Here is a 22,835-nt window from a genome sequence, read left to right on the forward strand (position 1 = left end):
CCCCCGCTCACCTAGAATCTCCGCTCTTGCCCGCCTCCCTTCACGGAGTGCTGTCGTCCGGCCGGAAACCGGACGGCTTCTCTCAGCGCCCGAGCGCGCGTCCGATCCCGTAGGCCACCGGAGGCACCCCCTTGTCCACGTCCGCCGACGATCCCCTCTCCCGGGAGCGTTCCCACCTCGCCTCCTCCCGTGCCGCGCTGCGTGCCATGCGCGAGGACGTGGAGGCGCTCGACATCAAGGACGTGACCGCGAACTGGGTCAACGCCGAGGTGCTGGCCCACCAGATCGACGAGCGGATCAAGGCGCTGGCCGATCTGAGCGACACCCCGCTGTTCTTCGGCCGCCTCGACTATCTGCACGCGCCCGGCGCGGAGCGGTCCGAGGGCGCCGAGGGGGAGCGCTTCTACATCGGGCGCCGCCATGTGCACGACGCGGTCGGCGATCCGATGGTGATCGACTGGCGGGCGCCGGTGTCGCAGCCGTTCTACCGGGCGTCCAAGAAGGACCCGCAGGACGTGGGCCTGCGCCGGCGGTTCGGCTACACCGGCGGGGACCTGACCGCGTACGAGGACGAGCACCTCTCCGACCCGGCGGAGGCGGCGCGGACCAGCAAGCTGCTCCAGCAGGAGATCGAGCGGCCGCGCGTCGGCCCGATGCGGGACATCGTGGCCACGATCCAGCCCGAGCAGGACGAGATCGTACGGTCCGGGCTCGGCGGGACCGTGTGCGTGCAGGGAGGTCCGGGGACCGGGAAGACGGCCGTCGGCCTGCACCGGGTGGCGTATCTGCTGTACGCCCATCGCGAGCGGCTCGCCCGGACCGGGACGCTGGTCATCGGGCCGAACCGGTCCTTCCTGCACTACATCGAGCAGGTCCTGCCGGCGCTGGGCGAGCTGGCGGTCCGCCAGGCGACCGTCGACGACCTGGTCGGGCGGGTGGAGGTGCGCGGCACCGATGACGCGGCGGCGGCGGTCATCAAGGGTGACGCGAGGATGGCGGAGGTGCTGCGGCGGGCGCTGTACGCGCAGGTGACGCTGCCGACGGAGCCGGTCGTGGTGGTGCGCGGGTCGCGGCGCTGGCGGGTGCCGTCCTACGAACTCGTCGACATCGTGCGGGAGTTGCTGGACCGGGAGATCCGTTACGGCGCCGCCCGGGAGGCTCTTCCGCAGCGGATCGCGCATGCGGTGCTGGTGCAGATGGAGCGGTCGGGGGAGGCGCCGGACGACCGGGTGCAGGACGCGGTGGCACGGAACACGGCGGTGAAGGCGGCCGTGAAGGCGATCTGGCCCGCGGTGGAACCGGCGAAGCTGGTGCTGCGGCTGCTGACGGACGCGGAGTATCTCGCCGAGCACGCCGAGGGTGTGCTGAGCGAGGACGAGCGCAAGACGATCCTGTGGGCACGGCCGGTGCGGGCGGTGCGGGCGGCGAAGTGGTCGGCGGCGGACGCGGTGCTGATCGACGAGGCGACGGATCTGATCCAGCGGACGCAGTCGTTGGGGCACGTGGTGCTGGACGAGGCGCAGGATCTGTCGCCGATGCAGTACCGGGCGGTGGGGCGGCGCTGTACGACGGGTTCGGCGACCGTGCTGGGCGATCTGGCGCAGGGTACGACGCCGTGGGCGACGCGGAGTTGGGCGGACGCGCTGTCCCACCTGGGGAAGCCGGAGGGCGTGGTGGAGGAGCTGACGGCGGGCTTCCGCGTGCCGACCGACGTCATCACCTACGCGTCCCGGCTGCTCCCGCACATCGCGCCGGACCTGACCCCGGTGGAGTCGGTGCGGGAGAACCCCGGCACGTTCGAGGTGCGGCCGGTGTCGGGGACGGCGGACGTGGTGCGGGCCTGCGCGGAACTGCTGCGCAACGAGGGCTCCACGGGCCTGATCGCGGCGGACACCAAGATCCCCACGCTGGCGGAGGCCCTGACGGAGGCGGGCATCGGCTATCTCTCCCCCGGTGAGGAAACCACCGCGCAGACCCGCCTCACCCTGGTCCCGGCGTCCCTGGCGAAGGGCCTGGAGTACGACTACGTGGTCCTGGACGAACCCCGGGCGGTCCTGGACGCGGAACCGGACGAACGAACGGGCCTGCGCCGCCTGTACGTCACCCTGACCCGAGCGGTGTCGGGGTTGATCGTCACGCACGGGGCACCGCTGCCGGAGCAGCTGACGTCCTGACGACCGGCGCCGAGTCACCCCTGTGCCTCGGCGCCGACGCACGTTCAGCCCGCGTCCACGGCCCGCCGCCATTTCGCCACCGCCGCCTCCGACACCGGCGCCGTCCAGCCCCCGGGGCGGGCCGCGCCGCCGATGTGGAAGGCGTCGACGCCTGCCGACAGCAGGTGGGGGACGTGGTCCAGGCGTAGGCCACCGCCCACCAGGATCCGTTGTTCGTAGCCGGGCTCGCCGTCCCGTGCCGCCTCCGCCAGCAGCGTGGACACTCCCTCGTCCACGCCCGTCGACGAGCCCGCCGTCAGATAGGTGTCCAGGCCGGGCAGACCGTCCAGCGACTTGCGCAGCGCGTCCCGGTCCACCGCGCGGTCGATCGCCCGGTGGAAGGTCCAGTGGGCGCCACCGAGGACGCCGACCACCCGCTCCACCGCGTCCAGGTCCACCATCCCGTCCACGTCCAGGAATCCGAGCACGAACTCCTCCGCCCCGGCCCCCCGCATCTCCTCCGCGGCCGCCATCAGCCGGTCCACGTCCCCGGCCTCGAAGCCGTCCGCCAGCCGCAGCATCACCCGCGCCGGGATGTCCACCGCGGCCCGGATCCCGGCGACGGTCGCGGCCGACGGAGTCAGTCCGTCGGCCGCGATCTCGGTGACCAGTTCGAGGCGGTCCGCGCCTCCGGCCTGGGCGGCGGTCGCGTCCTCGGCGTCGAGGGCGATCACCTCCAGGACTGCACGCTTGCTCATGGGGCCCCATTCGTCGGCGACCAGTGGTCGACCACAGCTCGGCATCTCTACAGGTCTAGTCCAATTCTGTCCCAAGACTACGCCTGCTACACGACCCCGATCACTGCGCTCACCCCGCGGCCCCTCACCCGAAGATGTTCAGCTCCCCCTCCTCCGCCCCGGCCAGCTCGTAGGACACCCCGGCGACCGGGCGCCGCCCGGAGTACAGCCGTACGAGAGTCGCCGCGTCGCCGATGAAGCGTGCCGGGGTCCGGTCCCCGGCGTCGGCGCCGAGGCGCAGGGGGTCGTCGATGTCGTCCAGGTCCGCGTGGAGGGCCAGGTGACCCCGGGCCCGGGTCACCGAAGCCAGCAGCGGGAGGGCGTACGGCAGACCGGGACCCGCGTACGGCTCCGGCTCGCCCCAGGCCTCGCGCACGTCCCCGCCGTGCACCCACTCCCCGAGCGCGAGCACGTCCAGCGCCCCGCCCGCCTTCGCCAGCACCGGCCCGGCCTCGGTCATCCCGCGTTCCAGCTCGTCGACGATCCGCCCGGTGGGCCACGAGGCGCGGTCGGCGATGTCCCGGTCGTTGGCCGCGGGGGAGAACACCCCCTTCTCGAACCGGCCCTCCAGCACTCGCGACAGCGCCGCCGAGCAGTGCGCCAGCACATCCCGCACCGACCACCCCGGACACGCCTCCACCGCCACCGCGAAGTCCGCCTCTGCACGCCCGCGCACCATCGGCACCAGCGCGTCCCGCTCGACCGCCAGCAGCCGCCCGGCCGCCTCCGGATCCCGTACCCATGTGTCAGTCATGTCCCCACGCTAGGGCCTGTCGTCACGTTCCCGTCGTCGCCCGAAGGGCGGCGCCGCGGCGTCAGGTGCCCGGTGCGGCGAGAGGGCGTGCATGGCGTCGCGGCGCAGACGGGAATGTGACGACAGGGCCTAGGCCGTGGACCGTTCGCGGCAGGTGATGTCGGTGGCTGGTCGTAGGATCCCTCGTGTGATTACGGGCGAGCTGAAGAGCAAGGTGGATCAGGTCTGGAACGCGTTCTGGTCCGGCGGGATCTCCAATCCGCTTGAGGTGATGGAGCAGATCACCTATCTCCTCTTCATCCGCCGTCTCGACGAGCTCCAGACCGTCAAGGACCGGATGTCCCGCCGTGGCATTCCGGACACCAGCCCGTTCTTCCGCCCCGAGCAGCAGGACCTGCGCTGGCAGAACTTCAAGAACGTCGATCCGGCACGGATGTACCAGACCGTCGCCGACGAGGTGTTCCCCTATCTGCGTGAGCTGGGCGGCGAGGACTCCACGTACGCGCACCACATGAAGGACGCCCGTTTCACGATCCCCACGCCCAATCTGCTGTCCAAGGTGGTCCTCCTGCTGGAGGGCATCCCGATGCACGACAAGGACACCAAGGGGGATCTGTACGAGTACATGCTCGGGAAGATCGCCACGGCCGGCCAGAACGGCCAGTTCCGCACGCCCCGGCACATCATCCAGCTGATGGTCGAGATGACCGAGCCGAACACCCGGGACGAGATCTGCGACCCCGCGTGCGGCACGGCCGGATTCCTCGTCGGCGCCTCCGAGTACGTCCAGCGCGTCCACCAGGACGACCTCGTCGACGCCGACCGCCAGCGGCACTTCAACAACAGCATGTTCCACGGCTTCGACTTCGACTCGACCATGCTCCGTATCGGCTCGATGAACATGCTGCAGCACGACGTCGCCCGCCCGGACATCCGCTATCGCGACTCCCTTTCGCAGAGCGCGGGCGAGGAGCTCGACCGCTATTCGCTGATCCTCGCCAATCCGCCGTTCGCGGGAAGTCTCGACTTCGAGACCACCTCCTCCGAGCTGCTGAAGGTCGTCAAGACCAAGAAGACCGAGCTGCTGTTCCTCGCGCTCTTTCTGAAGCTGCTCAAGCCGGGCGGCCGGGCCGCGGTCATCGTCCCGGACGGTGTGCTCTTCGGGCCCTCGAAGGCGCACCGGGAAATGCGCCGGATCCTGGTGGAGGAGCAGAAGCTGGACGCGGTGGTCAAACTGCCGTCCGGGGTCTTCAAGCCGTACGCCGGGGTCTCCACCGCGATCCTCCTCTTCACCAAGACGGACTCCGGCGGCACCGACGAGGTGTGGTTCTACGACGCCCGCGCGGACGGCTTCGGCCTCGACGACAAGCGGACCCCGCAGCTGCCGGAGGACCGCCTGGGCGTCCGCGCCACCGGTCTCACGGCCGAGGAGCACGCGAAGAACAACCTCCCGGACATCCTGGCCCGCTGGCGGCGCCGCACCACCGACGAGCGCGCCCGCGCCCGTACCGAGCAGAGCTTCTGCGTGCCGAAGTCCGAGATCGCGGCACAGGATCATGACCTCTCCCTGAACCGCTACAAGCAGGTCGTCCACGAGGAGCTGGTGACCCGGCCGCCGCTGGAGATCCTGGCCGAGCTGGAGCAGCTGAACAAGGAGATCGAGGCGGGTACGGCGCGGCTGAAGGAGATGCTGGGCAAGTGACCTGGGAGAGCGTTTCCTTCCTCGACGCCGCACGGGACGTCTCCTCGGGGAACACCAAGATCCCGAAATCGGAGTACGCGCCCGCCGGGGAGCTGGCCGTCGTCGACCAGGGGCAGGGGCTGATCGCGGGGTACGTCGACGACACCGCCGCGGCCCACGGCAGTGCCCCGCCGGTCATCGTCTTCGGGGACCACACCCGGAGCCTGAAGTTCGTGGACTTCCCGTTCGCCATGGGCGCCGACGGGGTCAAGGTGCTGGCGCCCCGGGAGGGCTTCGATGCCAAGTACCTCTACTGGTACCTGACTTCGGTCCGGATCCCCAACGCCGGTTACTCCCGGCACTTCAAGTTCCTCAAGGACATCAAGGTGGTCAGGCCGCCGCTCGCCGAGCAGCGCCGCATCGCCGCCGCCCTGGACCGGGTGGACGCCCTGCGCGCCCAGCGCCGCCGGGCCGTGGAACTCCTCGACGATCTCGCCCAGTCGGTCTTCCTGGACATGTTCGGGGACCCGGTGACCAATCCGCGCGGGCTGACGCAGGTGCCCCTCACCGAGGCCTGCGCCCCCTACAGCGGCGGCACCCCGTCCAAGGCGAACCCGGCGAACTGGGAAGGGGACGTCCCCTGGTTCAGCGCCAAGGACCTCAAGCAGCCCGACCTGTTCCGCTCCGCGGACACCATCAGCGCCGAGGTGCCGCGGACCACCACGCTGAAGCTGCTGCCGGCGGACACGGTGGCCATCGTCGTCCGCGGGATGATCCTCGCCCACAGCTTCCCGGTGTGCGTGCTGCGGGTGCCGTCCACGATCAACCAGGACCTCAAGGCGCTGCTGCCGAGGACCGGGCTGGACGCCCAGTTCCTGGCGCACTGCCTGCGCGCGCAGAAGAGCCATGCGCTGAAGCAGGTCTCGCAGGCCGCCCACGGCACGACCCGGCTGGACGCGCAGGGCCTGGCCCGGATCAAGGTGCTGCTCCCGGAGCCGGAGCGCCAGCGGGAGTTCGCCCGCCGGGTGGCGGCGACCCGGGCGCTGCGGGCCGACCACGAGACCCATCTCGCCGACCTCGACGAGCTCTTCGCCTCGATCCAGCAGCGCGCCTTCGCGGGACAGCTCTGGGAACGGACCGACGCGTAGCGCCCGGCCGCCGGGCCCACGGACGAACGACCACAGGGGGAAGGGCTCCGCCATGAGCACCGAGACATCCGGCAGCGGCCGGGAACAGCAGGGCGACGGCCAGGACATCGGGCAGCAGCGGAGCAACTTCGCCTTCCTGCGCGCCGAGTGGCCCGCCCTCTACGACGAGGCCCGCCGCGCCGAACGCCTCGCCCACGCGGACCCGCGCACCTCCTGCTTCTACGCCCGCCGGGTGCTGGAACTGGCCGTGCACTGGATGTACGACCACGACACCGCGCTGCGTCCGCCGTACCGCAACGACCTGAGCGCGCTGCTCCATGAGCCGAGCCTGCGGAACCTGGTCGGCCCGGCCCTAGGCGCGAAGATGGACCTGGTCCGGCGCCAGGGCAACTACGCCGTGCACCGCCCGGCCCCGGTCCGGTCGGCGGACGCGGTGCGGACGGTCGCCGAACTGTTCCATGTCTTCTACTGGTTCGCCCGTACGTACGCCCCCGCACCGGAGTCGGCGCCCGCGGCGGGCGTCGGCTTCGACAGCGGGCACATCCCGCGCCCGGTGCCCGCCGAGGTCCGGCTGCGCCGCCAGGCCGAGCTGAAGAAGCAGGCCGAGGAGGACCGGGCGCGCTGGGACGCGCAGGCCGGGGAGCTGGCCGAGGAGCGGGCGAAGGGCGCTCAGCTCTCCGCGGAGGTCGCCAGGTTGCGGGCCAGGGTCACCGAGCTGCGCAAGGCCAACGCGGCCCGGCCCGACACCCACGACTACGACGAGGCCGCCACCCGGGACCTGTTCATCGACCTCCTGCTGAAGGAGGCGGGCTGGGACCTCGCCGAGGAACGCGACCGGGAGTTCCCGGTCGAGGGCGAGCCCGGGGTCATCAGCAAGTCCGGCAAGGGGTTCGTGGACTACGTCCTGTGGGGCGACGACGACCGGCCGCTCGCCGTCGTCGAGGCCAAGCGGACCCGCGTCGACGCCCGCGCCGGACGTCAGCAGGCCGAGCTCTACGCCGATGTGCTGGAGGCGACGTACCAGCAGCGGCCGGTGATCTTCTGCACCAACGGCTACGAGACCTTCCTGTGGGACGACGGCAACGGCTATCCGCCGCGCCGGGTGCAGGGCTTCCGTACCAAGGACGAGCTGCACTGGCTGATCCGGCAGCGCGCGGAGCGGCCGACGCTGGCGGCGTCCCACGTCAACACCGGCATCGCGGGGCGCCCCTACCAGCTCCGGGCCATCGAGCGGGTCGGCCGGAGCTTCGAGCAGGAGCGCCGCCGCCGCGCCCTGCTCGTCATGGCCACCGGCACCGGCAAGACCCGCACCACCGTGGCCCTGGCCGAGCTGCTCCAGCGGGCCGGCTGGGCGCGCCGCGTCCTCTTCCTCGCCGACCGCCAGGCGCTGGTCAACCAGGCCGTCCGCGCGTTCAAGGAGCATCTGCCGAACAGCGTGACGGTCAACCTCCTCACCGAGAAGAAGACCGACGCGCACGTCTATGTCTCGACGTACCCGACCATGATGAACCTGGTCGACGAGGTCACGGAGGACGGCCGCCGCCGCTTCGGTCCGGGCTTCTTCGACCTGGTCGTCATCGACGAGGCGCACCGCTCGGTCTACGACAAGTACGGCGAGCTGTTCGAGTACTTCGACAGCCTGCTGCTGGGCCTGACGGCGACCCCCAAGGACGACGTCGACCACAACACCTACCGGCTGTTCCAGCTCCGGGACGGGCTGCCCACCGACTCCTACAGCCTGGACCAGGCGGCCTCGGAGGGCTTCCTGGTGAAGCCCAACGTCGTCGAGGTGCCCTTCGACTCGCTGCGCCGCGGCTTCCGCTACGACGATCTCACCGAGGAGCAGAAGGAGGCCTGGGACAACCTGGAGTGGACGACGGACGGACAGGTCCCGGACGCGGTCTCCGCGGACGAGGTCAACCGCTTCCTGTTCAACGCGCCGACCGTCGACAAGGCGCTGGAAGTCCTGATGCGGCACGGCCTGCGGGTCGAGGGCGGGGACCGGCTCGGCAAGACGATCATCTTCGCCAAGAACAGCCGGCACGCACTCTTCATCGAGGAGCGCTTCAACCTGCACTACCCGCGGGGCGCCGGGCACGACGCCCGGGTCATCACCTACCAGGAGAAGAATCCCCAGCAGCTCATCGACGACTTCTCCGACCCGGCGAAGGCGCCGGACATCGCCATCTCCGTGGACATGCTGGACACCGGGGTCGATGTGCCCGAGGTGCTGAACCTCGTGCTGTTCAAGCCGGTGTACTCGCGCACCAAGTTCTGGCAGATGATCGGCCGCGGCACCCGGCTGTGCCCGGACGTGTACGGTCCGGGCCGGGACAAGGACGGCTTCCATGTCTTCGACCTGTGCGGCAACGCCGAGTTCTTCAACCAGGAACTGGACCGCGCCGGGTCCCGGCAGGCGCCCACGCTCACCGAGCAGCTGCTGCGGCACCAGCTCGCTCTGATCCGGGCGCTGGACCGGCGGCAGGCTCCCGACCCGGCGCAGGACGGCGGCCCGGACGCCGTGGACACCGAGGCCGCGCTGCGCTGGGCCGCGGCACACCGGCTGCACGAGACGGTGCGGGGCATGAACCTGGAGAACTTCCTGGTCCGCCCGCACCGCCGGGAAGTCGAGCGGTTCGGCGGCGACTTCGCCACCTGGCACCGCATCGGCGAGGACGCGGCGCACACGCTGGGCGAGGAGATCCTCGGGCTGCCGTCGGACCACTGGCCCGAGGGCGACGACCGGAGCGAGGAGGCCAAGCGCTTCGACCTGCTCGCCTACCGGCTCCAGCTCGCGGCTCTGGAGGGCGGCGCCGACTACGGCCGGCTGCGCGGCGGGCTCCAGGAGCTGGCCCTGGACCTGCTCGGCAAGACCAACATCCCAGTGGTCCGGGACCAGGCCCCGCTGCTGGAGGCCATCGCCGACGAGGCATGGTGGCGGGACGTGACCGTGCCGATGCTGGAGCATGTGCGGCGGCGGCTGCGCGGGCTCGCCCATCTGCTCGACACGCCCGCGGCCCGGAAGATCGTATACACGGACATAGCGGAGGAGCACGGGGACCTCTCCGAGATCGAGCTGAAGGGTCTGCCCGTCGGCACCGACGAGGAGCGGTTCAAGCAGAAGGCCCGCGCCTATCTCCAGGGCCACCGCGAACGGGGGGCGGTGCACAGGCTGTGGATGAACGAGCAGGTCACGGCCGCGGATCTGACCGACCTGGAGGAGGTCTTCCTGGCCGAGGGGATCGCCTCCGCCGAGGACCTGGAGCAGCGGCGCGCGGCCGACGGCGGGCTCGGGGTGTTCCTGCGCCGGATCGGCGGAATGGACCGGGGCGCGGCGCAGGAGGCGTTCGCAGGGTTCGTCGGCGGGCACGAGCTCTCCGCCGACCAGGCCGGCCTCGTCGGGCTGATGGTCCGGTTCGTGGCGGCGAACGGTCTGCTCGGCATCCGCGAGCTGTACGAGAACAGCCTGTTCAACAGCCGCGGGGTCATCGACGACCACTTCACCGACGACGAGATCGACGCCCTGGAGGACGTCTTCCGGACCTTGCGGGCAAGGGCGGTCGCCGACGCCTGATCCGCCGGGCGGGGACAATGGGCGCATGGCCGACCTCGACGCCCTGCGCTCCCGTTTCGTCCACGCCCTCGACGAGGCCCGCGGCCCCGGCGGGCCCGACGCCGCGGTGTACGCCGAGAACCTGCTCGACCGCTGGCGGGAGCCGCAGCGGCGGTACCACACGGTCGAGCATCTGACCGCGGTCCTGGACCGGATCGACGTACTGGAGGAGTACGCCGAGGACCCGGCCGTGGTGCGGCTGGCCGCCTGGTTCCATGACGCCGTCTACTTCCCGGACCGCTCCGAGAACGAGGAGCGGTCCGCGCGGCTCGCCGAGCGCGCCCTGGCCGAGGCCGGGGTCCCGGCGGAGAAGGCCGCGCGGGTGGTCCGGCTGGTCCGGCTCACGGTCACCCATGACCCCGCCGACGACGACCGTGACGGCCAGGTCCTGTGCGACGCCGACCTCGCGATCCTGGCCGCGCCGCCCTCCGCGTACGCCGCCTACACGGCCGCCGTCCGCGAGGAGTACCACTTCGTGCCGAGCGACGCCTTCCGCGCGGGCCGGGCCGCCATTCTGCGCCAACTTCTGGATCTGCCACGGCTGTTCAGAACGCCGTACGGCAGCGAGAAGTGGGAGGCCACGGCCCGTTACAACCTCACGTCCGAACTGGAAATGCTGTCGCTGCCCTCTACCCCGTCCGCATAGCCTGCCCCCATGCGACACATGGGCGGGGAACGCGTGGCGGAGGCGGTGGCGGGCTCGGTCGCCCTGCTGCGGACGGCGACCGACAGGGACTGGGACGCGGTCAAGGCCGCCCGCTCGCAGTGGAGTTGCCGGGAGGCGGCCATCCACATCGCCTACGACCTCGTCATCTACGCCAGCCGCCTGGCGAGCCGGGGCAGCACCAGCCACGTCCCGTTGCGGATCGCCCCCGACGAGAGCGCGGGCAACGAGGGCATCCTGCAGATCATCGAGACCACCGGCACCCTGCTCACCGCGACGGTCAACACCACCCCCCGCCACATACGCGCCCACCACCCCTGCCCCTTCACCACCGCGAACCCCGAGGGCTTCGCCGCCCTGGGGGTCGGCGAGGTGCTGCTGCACACGTACGACATCGCGGAGGCGCTCGGCCTGCGCTACGAACCCCCGGCCGAGCTGGCCGAGTTCGCCCTCACCCGGCTCCTGCCGCACGTCCAGCCCGGCCCGACGCCCTGGAGCACCCTGCTGTGGGCCACCGGCCGCGGTGACCTGCCCGGCCGCGCGCCGGTCACCGCCTGGCACTGGATCAACCCCCTGGTGATCCCCGCCGAGCGGCTCACCCTGGAGAGCCTGACCCCGGCGACCGCGGCCGACCTCGCCGCGGGCGGCGACGGCGGCTTCGACTGGGTCACCGATGGCCCCTACGACGGCACCCGTGAAGCCTCCGGAATGCTGCTCAAGGCGTACGAAGCGGGCGTGCACCGCCCCGAGTTCGGCGTCTTCGTCCTGGTCCGCCACGAGGACGACCGCGCGGTGGGCGCCCTCGGCTTCCACGGCGCCCCCGAGGAGGACGGCCGCGTGGAGATCGGCTACGACCTCGCGGAATCGGCGCGCGGCAACGGCTATGTCACCGAGGCGCTGCGCGCACTGTCCGAGTGGGCGCTGGCCAGGGACGACGTACGAACCCTCTTCGCCACGATCGACCACGACAACCTGAAGTCACAGGGCGTGGTGACCAGGGCGGGCTTCACCAGGGCGACGGTGGAAGAGGAACGGGCCATGGGCGAGCGACGGGAATCGGACGGCCCGCTGCACGTGTACGTGCGGACTGCTTAGGCGCGGCCCTTCGGCCGCCTCAACCCCGTTGCCGTCAACAGCCGTACGACCTCCCGGCTGCTCACTTCGACCGCCCCCGCGGCCACCACGTCCGCATACCGGTGGGAGGGTATGTCGTAGTGGTCCCGCTCGAACGCCCGCTGCGGCACACCCAGCCGCTCGGCGAACGCGTGCAGCTCGGCGAAGGAGACATCGCTGATCAGGTGGGACCACATCCGGCCGTGTCCGGGCCAGGTGGGAGGGTCGATGTAGACCGTCACGAGGCCGAGCCCGTCGCCCGGCTCAGGGACCCCACCGACGCCACCTTCACGCCCGCCTGGTGGCAGACCCAGTGCGGGTCGGGGCCGAGCTCCGGTTCCACGTCCAGCGCGTGCGGGTCGCCGGAGCCGCAGACCGGGCAGAGCGGCCAGCGGCCGTACCGCTCCAGCAGCGCGTCCTGGACGTCCTGCGCGATCAGACCGGCGACGTAGGAGACACCCTCCGGCCACTGCTCCACCCACCACCGCCGCTGTACGACGGACTCCTCGACCAGCGACACCACGTCCGCCTCGGCGACCTTGCCCGCGACGAGATCGGCGAGCACGAGGGCGCGTGCCGCGTGCAGCGCCTGCTCCAGGGGACTGATGGGGAGGTCGGAGGGATCCATGCCCCCATTGTGCGCACTCTTGACCACAACCCCGAAGCGAAAATATCTTTCAACCGTGACCCAGCAAATGAAGGAAACTTTCGCGCACCCCGGCGGCCCGCCTCCCGCCCCCGCCGCCCTCGCGGCGAAGGTGCGCACGCTGGCACCGTCGATGACCCGCTCCATGCAGCGCGTCGCCGAGGCCGTCGCCGGTGACCCGGCCGGCTGCGCGGCGCTCACCGTCACCGGGCTCGCCGAACTGACCGGCACCAGCGAGGCGACCGTCGTCCGCACCGCCCGGCTGCTCGGCTACCCCGGCTACCGCGACCTCAGACTCGCCCTCGCCGGACTCGCCGCCCAGCAGCAGTCCGGCCGCGCGCCCGCCATCACCACCGACATCGCGGTCGACGACCCGATCGCCGACGTCGTCGCCAAACTCGCCTACGACGAGCAGCAGACCCTCGCCGACACCGCCGCCGGACTCGACACCGCCCAGCTCGGCGCCGCCGTCACCGCGCTCGCGGGCGCCCGCAGGGTCGATGTGTACGGCGTCGGCGCCTCCGGCCTGGTCGCCCAGGACCTCACGCAGAAGCTGCTGCGCATAGGGCTGATAGCCCACGCGCACAGCGACCCGCACCTCGCCGTGACCAACGCCGTGCAGCTCCACGGCGGCGACGTGGCCGTCGCGATCACCCACTCCGGCTCGACCGGGGACGTGATCGAACCGCTGCGGGTGGCCTTCGAGCACGGCGCCACCACCGTGGCCGTCACCGGGCGGCCGGACGGGCCCATCGCCCAGTACGCCGACCACGTACTGACCACGTCCACCGCCCGCGAGAGCGAGCTGCGCCCCGCGGCCATGTCGTCCCGGACCGGCCAACTGCTCGTCGTGGACTGTCTGTTCGTGGGCGTCGCCCAGCGCACCTACGAGACCGCGGCGCCCGCCCTGTCGGCGTCCTACGAGGCCCTGGCCCACCGGCACCGGCGGTAGAGACCGCAGAGACCAGCGAAATGACCCCCGTACGCGGAATGAGCTCATGACCTCCACGTCCGACCCCCGTGATCTGCGCGCCGAGTTGGAGTCCCTCACCACCGAGGCGTTCCGGCCCGACCGGGCCGACATCGACCGGCTGCCCACCCTCGACCTGGCCCGCCTGATGAACGGCGAGGACAGCTCCGTACCGGCCGCCGTGGCCGAGCGGCTGCCGGTGATCGCCGCCGCCATCGACGCCGTGGCGGAGCGCATGGCGCGCGGCGGGCGGCTCGTGTACGCGGGCGCGGGCACCGCGGGACGGCTCGGGGTGCTCGACGCCTCCGAGTGCCCGCCCACCTTCAACACCGACCCGACGCAGGTCGTCGGGCTGATCGCGGGCGGCCCGGCGGCCATGGTGACCTCCGTCGAGGGCGCCGAGGACTCCACGGAGCTGGCCCGCGCCGACCTCGACGAGCTCAAGCTCACCCCGCTGGACACCGTGGTCGGCGTCTCCGCCTCCGGCCGTACGCCGTACGCGATCGGGGCCGTCGAACACGCCCGCGCGCAGGGCGCGTTGACCATCGGTCTGGCCTGCAACGCGGACAGCGCCCTCGCGGCCGCCGCCGAGCACGGCATCGAGATCGTGGTCGGCCCCGAACTGCTCACCGGCTCCACCCGGCTGAAGTCCGGTACGGCGCAGAAGCTCGTGCTCAACATGATCTCGACGATCACGATGATCCGTCTCGGCAAGACGTACGGGAACCTGATGGTCGACGTCCGCGCCTCCAACGACAAGCTGCGCGCCCGCTCCCGCCGGATCGTGGCGCTGGCGACGGGCGCGGACGAGGAGGAGATCGAGCGGGCGCTCGCGGTCACGGACGGCGAGGTGAAGAACGCCGTCCTGGTGCTCGTCACCGGTGTCGACGGCCCGACGGCCGCCCGCCTTCTGGAGGAGTCCGGCGGCCATCTGCGTGCCGCGCTGGCGGCGGCGGGCTGCTGACCGCACGCTCGGGGGGTGACCACCTCGTACGACACCGCGGCCGCGATCCTCCCCCTGGTCGGCGGCCCCGCGAACATCACCTCCGTCGCCCACTGCATGACCCGGCTGCGCCTGGGCCTTGCCGACCGCTCCCTGGTGGACGAGGAGGCGCTGCGGGCGGTGCCCGGGGTGCTCGGGACCGTCGACGACGACACGTATCAGATCGTGCTGGGGCCGGGGGTGGTCGCGCGGGTGACCTCGGACTTCGAGGCGCTGCTGACGTCGGCCTCCGGTCAACTGGCCTTGCGGGGCGAAGAGTTGAAGGCGGCCCGCAAGGCGCGCAACGCCACCCCGGGCAAGCTCCTGCTGCGCCGCCTCGCCAACATCTTCGTGCCGCTCATCCCGGCCCTGATCGGCTGCGGCATCCTGGCCGGGATCAACGGCCTGCTGCTGAACCTCGGGTGGCTGCCCGGCCTCACCCCCGCCCTCACCGCGCTCGCCGCCGCCTTCATGTCCCTGATCGCGGTGTTCGTCGGCTACAACACGGCCAAGGAGTTCGGCGGCACACCCGTCCTGGGCGGGGCCGTCGCGGCGGTCGTGGTGTATCCGGGGGTGGCGAAGGTGACCGCGTTCGGGGTGGCCCTCGCCCCCGGCCAGGGCGGAGTGCTGGGCGCGCTGACGGCGGCGCTTCTGGGGACGTACGTGGAGAAGTACTGCCGCCGCCGCATGCCGGGCACGCTGGACGTCCTGCTCACCCCCACCCTCACCGTCCTGATCGCGGGCCTCGCCACGCTCTACGGCCTGATGTACGCGGCCGGTGAGATCTCCACCGCCATCGGCACGGCCGCGAACTGGCTGCTCTCCACGACCGGCGCCTTCGCGGGCCTCGTCCTCGGCGGGCTCTTCCTCCCCCTGGTCATGCTGGGCCTGCACCAGGCCCTGATCCCCATCCACACCACCCTGATCGAACAGCAGGGCCACACCGTCCTGCTCCCCATCCTGGCGATGGCGGGCGCGGGCCAGGTGGGCGCGGCGCTGGCGGTGTACGTCCGGCTGCGCCACGACACCTCCCTGCGGACGACGATCAGGTCCGCGCTCCCGGCGGGCCTGCTGGGTGTGGGCGAGCCCCTGATCTACGGCGTCTCGCTCCCCCTGGGCCGCCCGTTCCTGACGGCCTGCGTGGGCGGGGCGGCGGGCGGCGCCTTCGTGGGCGGCTTCGCGATGCTGGGCGACCAGGTCGGCGCGACGGCGATCGGCCCGTCCGGCTGGGCCCTGTTCCCGTTGCTCGCGGGGAACGGCCGGCTGTGGTGGACGGCCGGCATCTACGCGGGCGGCCTGCTGACGGGCTACGCGGTGGGCTTCGTGACGACGTACGCCTTCGGCCTCAAGAGCCTTCCGTCCCCTTCGTCCCGGTGACGAGTCGGCCCGCCGACTGTCAGTGGTGTCTGCGATGGTGTCCGTACCTGGTCCGAAGGGGGCACCGTGACAGGGCAGTCGGGGCATGGCTGGGACGGCATGGACTACACGGGCTGGAAGGACATCGACGACGTACGGCGCCGCCTCGACGCGGGCGCCGATCCGGAGGGGTGGGGCGTCGGGGGGTCCCGGCCGCTGCACCGGGCGGTGCTGTTCGGTTCCCCGGAGGTCGTCGCGGAACTGGCCGGGCGGGTGGCCGACGTGGACGCGCTGGAGCACGGGGTGACCGCGCTGTGGGAGGCGGTCGTGGGCGGCCGTACGGAGAACGCGCGCGCTCTGCTCGCCGCCGGGGCGGACCCGGAGTGGGTCGGATTCGGCGGCTGGACACCGGCCCGGCTCAGCCTCGCCGGGCCCGAGCCGGACCTGTTCCCCGGTGTCCGGGGAACGCTGACGGACACCGAGCGAGCCGTGGCGGAGGAGGGCCGACGGCTCATATCGGCCCTCGGGGAGTACTACTACGACGGCCTGGGGCTGGCCTGCGTCACCGGGATCGACGCCGAGGAGGCCGTACGACGGCTGTCGGCGACCCCGGCGGACCCCGAGCTCATGGCCGAACTGCTGGCGGACCCGCTCGACTTCGACCTCGACGAAACCCTGCGCCTCGTCGGCGTGACGTCCGTGCCGGGCGGCTGTGTCGTCTCCCAGCCGTGGGGTTACGCGCCCCAGCAGCCGGTCGTCATGCGGCTGCTGTCCGCGGGCACCCTGGCCTACGGCCTGTACGCCAACCCCAAGAGCGGCAACCAGGGTTGCGTCTTCCGGGACGGAGCGGGCGAGGGCTGGGATCTGCACCCCGGCGGCGGACCCGACCCGGAGGACGGCCCCGAGGACGTCCTGTTCTCCTACGTCCACACCCACCACGCCGTCGCCTACTGCCTCGCGTACGCCGGGCTGCGCCCTACGGACGCCCGCGCGGTCGTCGGTCCGCCGGACCTCTGGGTCGAGTTGCCGGAGCGGGACTACTGGGCGCGCTGACGACGGGCCGCCGGCCGTCGCGGGAGGACGGTCGGCGGGCCGGACGCAGGCTCGGCGCTCAGGACTTGGCGGCCGCCTCGGCCGGTGCCGGGGTCCCTTCGCCCACCGCGGCCGGAGCGAGGTCCGGTCGCCGGCGCGGGATGAAGGAGGCGACCACGAAGGCGAGCAGGGCCGCTCCGGCGCCGACGGCCAGGACCACCTTGAAGCCGTTCTCGGAGGGCAGGGCGGAGCCACCGAAGTCGGTGGTCATCTGCGCGAGGAGTACACCGGCGATGGCGCTCGCCGAGGAGGTGCCGATGGACCGCATCAGGGTGTTGAGGCTGTTCGCGGCGGCCGTCTCGGAGGCGGGCACGGCGCTCATGATGAGCGCGGGCATCGAGCCGTAGGTGAAGCCGATACCGGCGCCGATGACACAGGACACCAGCACGAAGTGCCAGACCTCGGACATCAGAAGGATGTTCAGACCGTAACCGGCGGCCACGATCAGGGCGCCGATCATCAGGGTGACCTTGGGCCCCTTGGCCTTGGAGACGGCGGCCGAGACCGGCGCGGTGGCCATCATGACCAGGCCGGAGGGCGCCATGACCAGACCGGCGACCAGCATCGACCGGCCGAGGCCGTACCCGGTCTGCTCGGGCAGCTGAAGGAGCTGCGGCAGCACCAGGGACATCGCGAACATCGCGAAGCCGACGGCGATCGAGGCGAGGTTGGTGACGAGCACCTGACGGCGGGCGGTGGTGCGCAGATCGACCAGCGGCTGCTGCACCCGCAGCTCCCACCAGCCCCACGCCAGCAGGACGACGACGGCCGCGGCGAACAGACCGAGCGTGGTGGAGCTGGTCCAGCCCCAGTCGGCGCCCTTGGAGATGCCGAGCAGCAGACAGACCAGTCCGGCCGCCATGCCCAGACCGCCGACGAGGTCGAAGCGGCCGCCGGTGCGGACCCTGGACTCCGGCACGAAGAGCAGGACCAGCACGGTGGCGACGGCGCCGAGCGCGGCCGAGGCCCAGAACAGCATGTGCCAGTCGTAGTGGTCGGCGATCAGCGCGGCGGCCGGCAGACCCAGGGCGCCGCCGATGCCGAGGGAGGCGCTCATCAGGGCGGTGGCGGAGGCCAGCCGCTCGGCGGGCAGCTCGTCCCGCATGATGCTGATGCCGAGCGGGATCACACCGGAGGCGAGTCCCTGGAGCACCCGGCCCATGATCATCGGGACCAGGGAGTCGCTGAGCGCGCACACCAGCGAGCCCGCGACCAGCATGACGGCGCTCACGAGCAGCATCCGCCGCTTGCCGAACATGTCACCGAGGCGGCCGACGACCGGGGTGGCCACGGCGGCGGCGAGCAGGGTGGCGGTGACCGCCCAGGCGGTGTCCGAGGCCGGGGCGTCCAGCAGCCTCGGCAGCTCCGGGACGATCGGGATGACGAGGGTCTGCATCAGCGAGACGACGATGCCGGCGAAGGCGAGCACCGCCACCACGGCATTCGTCCGCGGCGGCGCGGAGCCCCCCGCCGGGGCGGGCTGAGCAAGTGTGTCGGACATGCAGGGGCCTCCGTCGGCACAAAAGAGCTTGACCGAGGCAACTTTAAGTCAGTTGATTGACTTACTCAAGGGAGGCAGGTCAGGGGCCCGGGACGGACCCGGGCCCCTGATCCGTGGATCAGCTGAGGGACCTCAGCGAGGACGCGTCGTACGGGGCCAGCTCGGAGACCCGGCCGGCCAGGACCTTCTCCGCCCAGTGCGGGTCCTGGAGCAGGGCGCGGCCGACGGCGACCAGGTCGAACTCCTCGCGCTCCATGCGGTCCAGGAGGTTGTCCAGGCTGCCGACCGCGGCACCCTCGCCCTGGAACGCCTTGAGAAAGTCGCCGTCCAGACCGACCGAGCCGACGGTGATGGCGGGCTTGCCGGTCAGCTTCTTCGTCCAGCCGGCCAGGTTCAGGTCGGAGCCGTCGAACTCGGGGAGCCAGTAGCGGCGGGTGGAGGCGTGGAAGGCGTCGACACCGGCCGCAGCGAGCGGGGCGAGGATGGCGTCCAGCTCCTCCGGGGTCTCGGCGAGGCGGGCGTCGTAGGCCTCCTGCTTCCACTGCGAGTAACGGAAGAGGACGGGGAAGTCGGCGGAGACCTTCTCCCGTACGGCGGCCACGATCTCCGCGCCGAACTGCGCACGGGCGACCCGGTCGCCGCCGTAGGCGTCGGAGCGGCGGTTGGTGCCCTCCCACAGGAACTGGTCGACGAGGTAGCCGTGGGCGCCATGGATCTCGACGCCGTCGAAGCCGATGCGCTCCGCGGCGGCCGCCGCCTCGGCGAACGCGCCGATGACGTCGTCCAGGTCCTGCCGGGTCATCGCCTTGCCGGTGGGCTCGTCGGCGCCGATGCGCAGACCCGAGGGGCCGACGGCGGGGGCGTCGGCGAACGGGGGCTGGCCCTGCTCGCGCACCATCCCGATGTGCCACAGCTGCGGGACGATCGTGCCGCCCGCGGCATGCACCGCGTCGGCGACCTTCGTCCACCCGGCGAGCTGCTCGGCGCCGTGGAACCGGGGCACCCGGTCGCTCTGCCCGGCCGAGTCATGTCCGACGTACGTGCCCTCGGTGACGATCAGACCGACACCGGCCGCGGCGCGTCGGGCGTAGTACGAGACCACGTCCTCGCCCGGGACGCCGCCCGGGGAGAACATCCGGGTCATCGGCGCCATGGCGATGCGGTTGGGGACGGTCAGGCCGTTGATCGAGGTCGGACGGGAGAGGATCTCGGCGGCGCGCGAGGCGGCCTCGGATGCGGCGACGGTCACGTGGGGGCTCCTTGGGGGTACCGGATGGTATGTGCGCGCGCATTGAACGCACCTCAGCGTCAACCCCGACGGCCCCGCGCCCCATTCCCCTGCATCCGCATCGCGGACGTGACCCCGGCAACACATGCCCGAGGGCGGCACCCCCCGATCGAACAGGGGGTGCCGCCCTCGGTAAGGACGTTGATCGACCGGGGTCGATCAGAAGTCCATGTCACCGCCCGGCATGCCGCCCGGAGCGGCCGCGGCGGCCTTCTCCGGCTTGTCGGCGATGACGGCCTCGGTGGTGAGGAACAGCGCGGCGATGGAGGCGGCGTTCTGCAGCGCGGAACGGGTCACCTTCGCCGGGTCGATGATGCCCTCGGCGATCATGTCGACGTACTCGCCGGTCGCGGCGTTCAGGCCGTGGCCGACCTGCAGACCGCGGACCTTCTCCACGACGACGCCACCCTCGAGACCACCGTTGACGGCGATCTGCTTGAGCGGGGCCTCCAGCGCGAGCTTCACGGCGTTGGCACCGGTGGCCTCGTCGCCTTCGAGCTCCAGCTTCTCGAACACCTGGGAGGCCTGGAGCAGGGCCACGCCACCACCGGCGACGATGCCCTCCTCGACGGCCGCCTTGGCGTTGCGCACGGCGTCCTCGATGCGGTGCTTGCGCTCCTTGAGCTCCACCTCGGTGGCGGCACCGGCCTTGATGACCGCGACACCACCGGCGAGCTTGGCCAGGCGCTCCTGGAGCTTCTCGCGGTCGTAGTCCGAGTCACTGTTCTCGATCTCGGCGCGGATCTGGTTGACCCGGCCCTGGACCTGCTCCGAGGAGCCGGCGCCGTCGACGATCGTGGTCTCGTCCTTGGTGATGACGACCTTGCGGGCCTTGCCCAGGAGGTCGAGGGTCGTGTTCTCGAGCTTGAGACCGACCTCCTCGGAGATGACCTCGCCGCCGGTGAGGATGGCGATGTCGTTCAGCATCGCCTTGCGACGGTCACCGAAGCCCGGGGCCTTGACGGCGACGGACTTGAAGGTGCCGCGGATCTTGTTGACGACCAGGGTCGACAGGGCCTCGCCCTCGACGTCCTCGGCGATGATCAGCAGCGGCTTGCCCGACTGCATGACCTTCTCCAGCAGCGGGAGCAGGTCCTTGACGGAGCCGATCTTGGAGTTGGCGATCAGGATGTACGGGTCGTCCAGGGACGCCTCCATACGCTCCATGTCGGTGGCGAAGTACGCCGAGATGTAGCCCTTGTCAAAGCGCATACCCTCGGTGAGCTCCAGCTCCAGACCGAAGGTCTGGGACTCCTCGACGGTGATGACGCCTTCCTTGCCGACCTTGTCCATGGCCTCGGCGATCAGCTCGCCGATCTGGGTGTCGGCGGCGGAGATGGAGGCCGTGGAGGCGATCTGCTCCTTGGTCTCGACGTCCTTCGCCTGCTCCAGCAGGGCGGCGGAGACGGCCTCGACGGCCTTCTCGATACCGCGCTTCAGGGCCATCGGGTTGGCACCGGCGGCGACGTTGCGCAGGCCCTCGCGGACCAGCGCCTGGGCGAGCACGGTCGCGGTGGTCGTACCGTCACCGGCGACGTCGTCCGTCTTCTTGGCGACTTCCTTGACCAGCTCGGCGCCGATCTTCTCGTACGGGTCCTCCAGCTCGATCTCCTTGGCGATGGACACACCATCGTTGGTGATCGTGGGGGCGCCCCACTTCTTCTCGAGGACGACGTTGCGGCCCTTGGGGCCGAGCGTCACCTTCACGGCGTCCGCGAGCTGGTTCATGCCGCGCTCGAGGCCGCGCCGCGCCTCCTCGTCGAACGCGATGATCTTGGCCATGTGAAGTGGTCCCTCCAGGACTGGGGGTGATTCCTTCGGACCGCGCCCGCGCCCGCGACGGACGGCCTGCCTGCCTCGTGGTTCCTTGCCCCACCCGGCCTGCGGGCCTCACCGACCCGGTCCTTCTTTGTCACTCTCACCTTCAGAGTGCTAACGCCAATGATTAGCACTCGGCCCATGCGAGTGCAAGCGGCTCTCGGGGATCGGGCGGGTGCGGCGACGGTGCGCCGACGGCGTCCGGGCACGCGGAAGGGCCCGCACCCTGGGGGTTGGGTCCCCTAGGTGCGAGCCCTTCAGCAGAAGACGTCGCTTGCGGTTCGTTGGTCGCGCGTTCAGGCAGTGACGCGAACCATGTCGGCCTGCGGGCCTTTCTGGCCCTGCGAGATCTCGAACTCGACCCGCTGGCCCTCTTCCAGGGTGCGGTACCCGTCCATCTGGATCGCGCTGTAGTGGACGAAAACATCCGCACCACCGTCGACCGCGATGAAGCCGTACCCCTTCTCCGCGTTGAACCACTTGACGGTGCCCTGAGCCATGCCTAACTCCCCTATTACTGGCCCTTGCACAGATCCGCACTTCGCGGATCCGGGTCAGACCTCACCCCCCACGGTTTGGGGGCGTGCGCCGGAACGCGTCGACCGCGGCTGAATGTATCTGTCCAACTGCCGTCTGCAACAGGTCAATCGGACGAGAATTCTGGACGTGTCCGGTCCGGAATGTAGTGAGAATTCGCCCGAATTCAGGGCAAGTCGGGCCCCACAAAAGGCATAGACGGCGCAAAAGGCGCGCACACTTTGGCTACTTCTTGTCGCATCGGAAGCCGGTACTCATATGCTTCCGGCATGCGGGGAGAAGCGCGTTCCCCAACTCTACAGGGCTCAACCATGCAGAATTGCCCCCTCCGTTTGTCTTACGGAGAGGGCAATTCGATGAACTCTCTGTGACGCACGTTACCGAAGGTAACGATCAGCCGCCGGCGACGGCCGGAATGATGGAAACACCGGCCCCGTCGGGCGTCGCCGTCTCCAGCCCCTGCTCGAAGCGGACGTCGTCGTCATTGACGTACACATTGACGAACCGGCGCAGCTTGCCCTGGTCGTCGAGAACCCGGGCGGCGATACCCGTGTGGTTCTTCTCCAGGTCGGCAATGACCTCGGCGAGAGTGCCGCCCTCAGCGGCGACCTCGGCGGCACCACCGGTGTAGGTGCGCAGGATGGTAGGGATGCGGACGGTAACGCTCACGATGAAAACCTCCGGAAGGACGACGCACCCAGGGGCGCGGGGCTGTGCTCGAT

General features: G+C 71.1%; 19 protein-coding genes. 10 read left to right on the forward strand and 9 right to left on the reverse strand.

Going from position 1 to position 22,835, the window contains the following annotated elements; genetic code table 11:
- Window positions 1-131: 131 nt before the first annotated feature.
- Window positions 132-2,174, forward strand: a complete 2,043-nt coding sequence (locus STRCI_RS18720) for a HelD family protein (protein WP_418953354.1) — start codon at window positions 132-134, stop codon at window positions 2,172-2,174.
- A 44-nt stretch (window positions 2,175-2,218) separates the two neighbouring features.
- On the opposite strand, the gene STRCI_RS18725 is transcribed toward STRCI_RS18720, so the two are convergent.
- A complete protein-coding gene (locus tag STRCI_RS18725) occupies window positions 2,219-2,911 on the reverse strand; it encodes a copper homeostasis protein CutC (RefSeq protein WP_269660111.1) in 693 nt (230 codons plus the stop codon).
- Between the two features lie 124 nt (window positions 2,912-3,035).
- Window positions 3,036-3,704, reverse strand: a complete 669-nt coding sequence (locus tag STRCI_RS18730) for a maleylpyruvate isomerase family mycothiol-dependent enzyme (protein WP_269660112.1) — start codon at window positions 3,702-3,704, stop codon at window positions 3,036-3,038.
- Between the two features lie 187 nt (window positions 3,705-3,891).
- Here STRCI_RS18730 and STRCI_RS18735 point away from each other — a divergent pair, with 187 nt between their 5' ends.
- Genes STRCI_RS18735 through STRCI_RS18755 form a run of 5 tightly spaced genes read left to right on the forward strand, consistent with a single transcriptional unit; the run spans window position 3,892 to window position 11,905 of the window.
- Window positions 3,892-5,406, forward strand: a complete 1,515-nt coding sequence (locus STRCI_RS18735) for a type I restriction-modification system subunit M (RefSeq protein ID WP_269660113.1) — start codon at window positions 3,892-3,894, stop codon at window positions 5,404-5,406.
- Window positions 5,403-6,533, forward strand: coding sequence for a restriction endonuclease subunit S (locus STRCI_RS18740; RefSeq protein WP_269660114.1), 1,131 nt, complete (start codon window positions 5,403-5,405; stop codon window positions 6,531-6,533). The genes STRCI_RS18735 and STRCI_RS18740 overlap by 4 nt, the downstream gene beginning before the upstream one ends.
- A gap of 52 nt (window positions 6,534-6,585) precedes the next feature.
- On the forward strand, window positions 6,586-10,107 hold the full coding sequence (locus STRCI_RS18745) for a DEAD/DEAH box helicase family protein (protein WP_269660115.1): 3,522 nt from the start codon (window positions 6,586-6,588) through the stop codon (window positions 10,105-10,107).
- A 25-nt stretch (window positions 10,108-10,132) separates the two neighbouring features.
- Window positions 10,133-10,792, forward strand: a complete 660-nt coding sequence (locus tag STRCI_RS18750; RefSeq protein WP_269660116.1) for an HD domain-containing protein — start codon at window positions 10,133-10,135, stop codon at window positions 10,790-10,792.
- Window positions 10,793-10,801: 9 nt separating this feature from the next.
- Window positions 10,802-11,905, forward strand: a complete 1,104-nt coding sequence (locus tag STRCI_RS18755) for a GNAT family N-acetyltransferase (protein ID WP_418953355.1) — start codon at window positions 10,802-10,804, stop codon at window positions 11,903-11,905.
- Here the strand turns inward: STRCI_RS18755 and STRCI_RS18760 are convergent.
- Entirely contained in the window at window positions 11,902-12,165 is a 264-nt protein-coding gene (locus STRCI_RS18760) for a DUF4031 domain-containing protein (protein WP_269660117.1), read from the reverse strand. The genes STRCI_RS18755 and STRCI_RS18760 overlap by 4 nt on opposite strands.
- Complete coding sequence (locus STRCI_RS18765; RefSeq protein WP_269660118.1) at window positions 12,162-12,551, reverse strand: hypothetical protein; 390 nt, start codon at window positions 12,549-12,551, stop codon at window positions 12,162-12,164. The genes STRCI_RS18760 and STRCI_RS18765 overlap by 4 nt, the downstream gene beginning before the upstream one ends.
- Before the next feature lie 55 nt (window positions 12,552-12,606).
- On the opposite strand from STRCI_RS18765, the gene STRCI_RS18770 reads away from it, so the two are divergent.
- The 4 genes from STRCI_RS18770 to STRCI_RS18785 all read left to right on the forward strand — a co-directional run bounded on the left by STRCI_RS18770 (window position 12,607) and on the right by STRCI_RS18785 (window position 16,930).
- On the forward strand, window positions 12,607-13,521 hold the full coding sequence (locus tag STRCI_RS18770) for a MurR/RpiR family transcriptional regulator (RefSeq protein ID WP_418953356.1): 915 nt from the start codon (window positions 12,607-12,609) through the stop codon (window positions 13,519-13,521).
- Window positions 13,522-13,567: 46 nt separating this feature from the next.
- Window positions 13,568-14,503, forward strand: coding sequence for an N-acetylmuramic acid 6-phosphate etherase (gene murQ / locus STRCI_RS18775; protein WP_269660119.1), 936 nt, complete (start codon window positions 13,568-13,570; stop codon window positions 14,501-14,503).
- A 15-nt stretch (window positions 14,504-14,518) separates the two neighbouring features.
- Window positions 14,519-15,898, forward strand: a complete 1,380-nt coding sequence (locus tag STRCI_RS18780) for a PTS transporter subunit EIIC (protein WP_269660120.1) — start codon at window positions 14,519-14,521, stop codon at window positions 15,896-15,898.
- Between the two features lie 66 nt (window positions 15,899-15,964).
- Window positions 15,965-16,930, forward strand: coding sequence for a DUF6461 domain-containing protein (locus STRCI_RS18785; protein ID WP_269660121.1), 966 nt, complete (start codon window positions 15,965-15,967; stop codon window positions 16,928-16,930).
- Between the two features lie 58 nt (window positions 16,931-16,988).
- On the opposite strand, the gene STRCI_RS18790 is transcribed toward STRCI_RS18785, so the two are convergent.
- From STRCI_RS18790 to STRCI_RS18810, 5 genes are all read right to left on the reverse strand, one after another.
- Window positions 16,989-18,470 (reverse strand): MFS transporter, encoded by a 1,482-nt coding sequence (locus STRCI_RS18790; RefSeq protein WP_269660122.1) that lies wholly within the window; start codon window positions 18,468-18,470, stop codon window positions 16,989-16,991.
- A 118-nt stretch (window positions 18,471-18,588) separates the two neighbouring features.
- Complete coding sequence (locus tag STRCI_RS18795; RefSeq protein ID WP_269660123.1) at window positions 18,589-19,719, reverse strand: NADH:flavin oxidoreductase; 1,131 nt, start codon at window positions 19,717-19,719, stop codon at window positions 18,589-18,591.
- Window positions 19,720-19,917: 198 nt separating this feature from the next.
- Window positions 19,918-21,540, reverse strand: coding sequence for a chaperonin GroEL (groL, locus tag STRCI_RS18800; protein ID WP_015659607.1), 1,623 nt, complete (start codon window positions 21,538-21,540; stop codon window positions 19,918-19,920).
- Window positions 21,541-21,872: 332 nt separating this feature from the next.
- Window positions 21,873-22,076, reverse strand: coding sequence for a cold-shock protein (locus STRCI_RS18805; RefSeq protein WP_004986573.1), 204 nt, complete (start codon window positions 22,074-22,076; stop codon window positions 21,873-21,875).
- A gap of 430 nt (window positions 22,077-22,506) precedes the next feature.
- Window positions 22,507-22,782: a MoaD/ThiS family protein gene (locus STRCI_RS18810; RefSeq protein ID WP_015659606.1), complete on the reverse strand. Its 276-nt coding sequence runs from the start codon at window positions 22,780-22,782 to the stop codon at window positions 22,507-22,509.
- Window positions 22,783-22,835: the final 53 nt, after the last annotated feature.

Source organism: Streptomyces cinnabarinus (genome assembly GCF_027270315.1).
Lineage (GTDB): Bacteria > Actinomycetota > Actinomycetes > Streptomycetales > Streptomycetaceae > Streptomyces > Streptomyces cinnabarinus.

Bases quoted from the DNA above. Each gene is read 5' to 3' on its own strand.
- STRCI_RS18790 (WP_269660122.1), bottom strand. From the start codon at position 18,470: ATGTCCGACACACTTGCTCAGCCCGCCCCGGCGGGGGGCTCCGCGCCG.
- STRCI_RS18805 (WP_004986573.1), bottom strand. From the start codon at position 22,076: ATGGCTCAGGGCACCGTCAAGTGGTTCAACGCGGAGAAGGGGTACGGC.
- groL (WP_015659607.1), bottom strand. From the start codon at position 21,540: ATGGCCAAGATCATCGCGTTCGACGAGGAGGCGCGGCGCGGCCTCGAG.
- STRCI_RS18745 (WP_269660115.1), top strand. From the start codon at position 6,586: ATGAGCACCGAGACATCCGGCAGCGGCCGGGAACAGCAGGGCGACGGC.
- STRCI_RS18725 (WP_269660111.1), bottom strand. From the start codon at position 2,911: ATGAGCAAGCGTGCAGTCCTGGAGGTGATCGCCCTCGACGCCGAGGAC.
- STRCI_RS18765 (WP_269660118.1), bottom strand. From the start codon at position 12,551: ATGGATCCCTCCGACCTCCCCATCAGTCCCCTGGAGCAGGCGCTGCAC.
- STRCI_RS18730 (WP_269660112.1), bottom strand. From the start codon at position 3,704: ATGACTGACACATGGGTACGGGATCCGGAGGCGGCCGGGCGGCTGCTG.
- STRCI_RS18755 (WP_418953355.1), top strand. From the start codon at position 10,802: ATGCGACACATGGGCGGGGAACGCGTGGCGGAGGCGGTGGCGGGCTCG.
- STRCI_RS18750 (WP_269660116.1), top strand. From the start codon at position 10,133: ATGGCCGACCTCGACGCCCTGCGCTCCCGTTTCGTCCACGCCCTCGAC.
- murQ (WP_269660119.1), top strand. From the start codon at position 13,568: ATGACCTCCACGTCCGACCCCCGTGATCTGCGCGCCGAGTTGGAGTCC.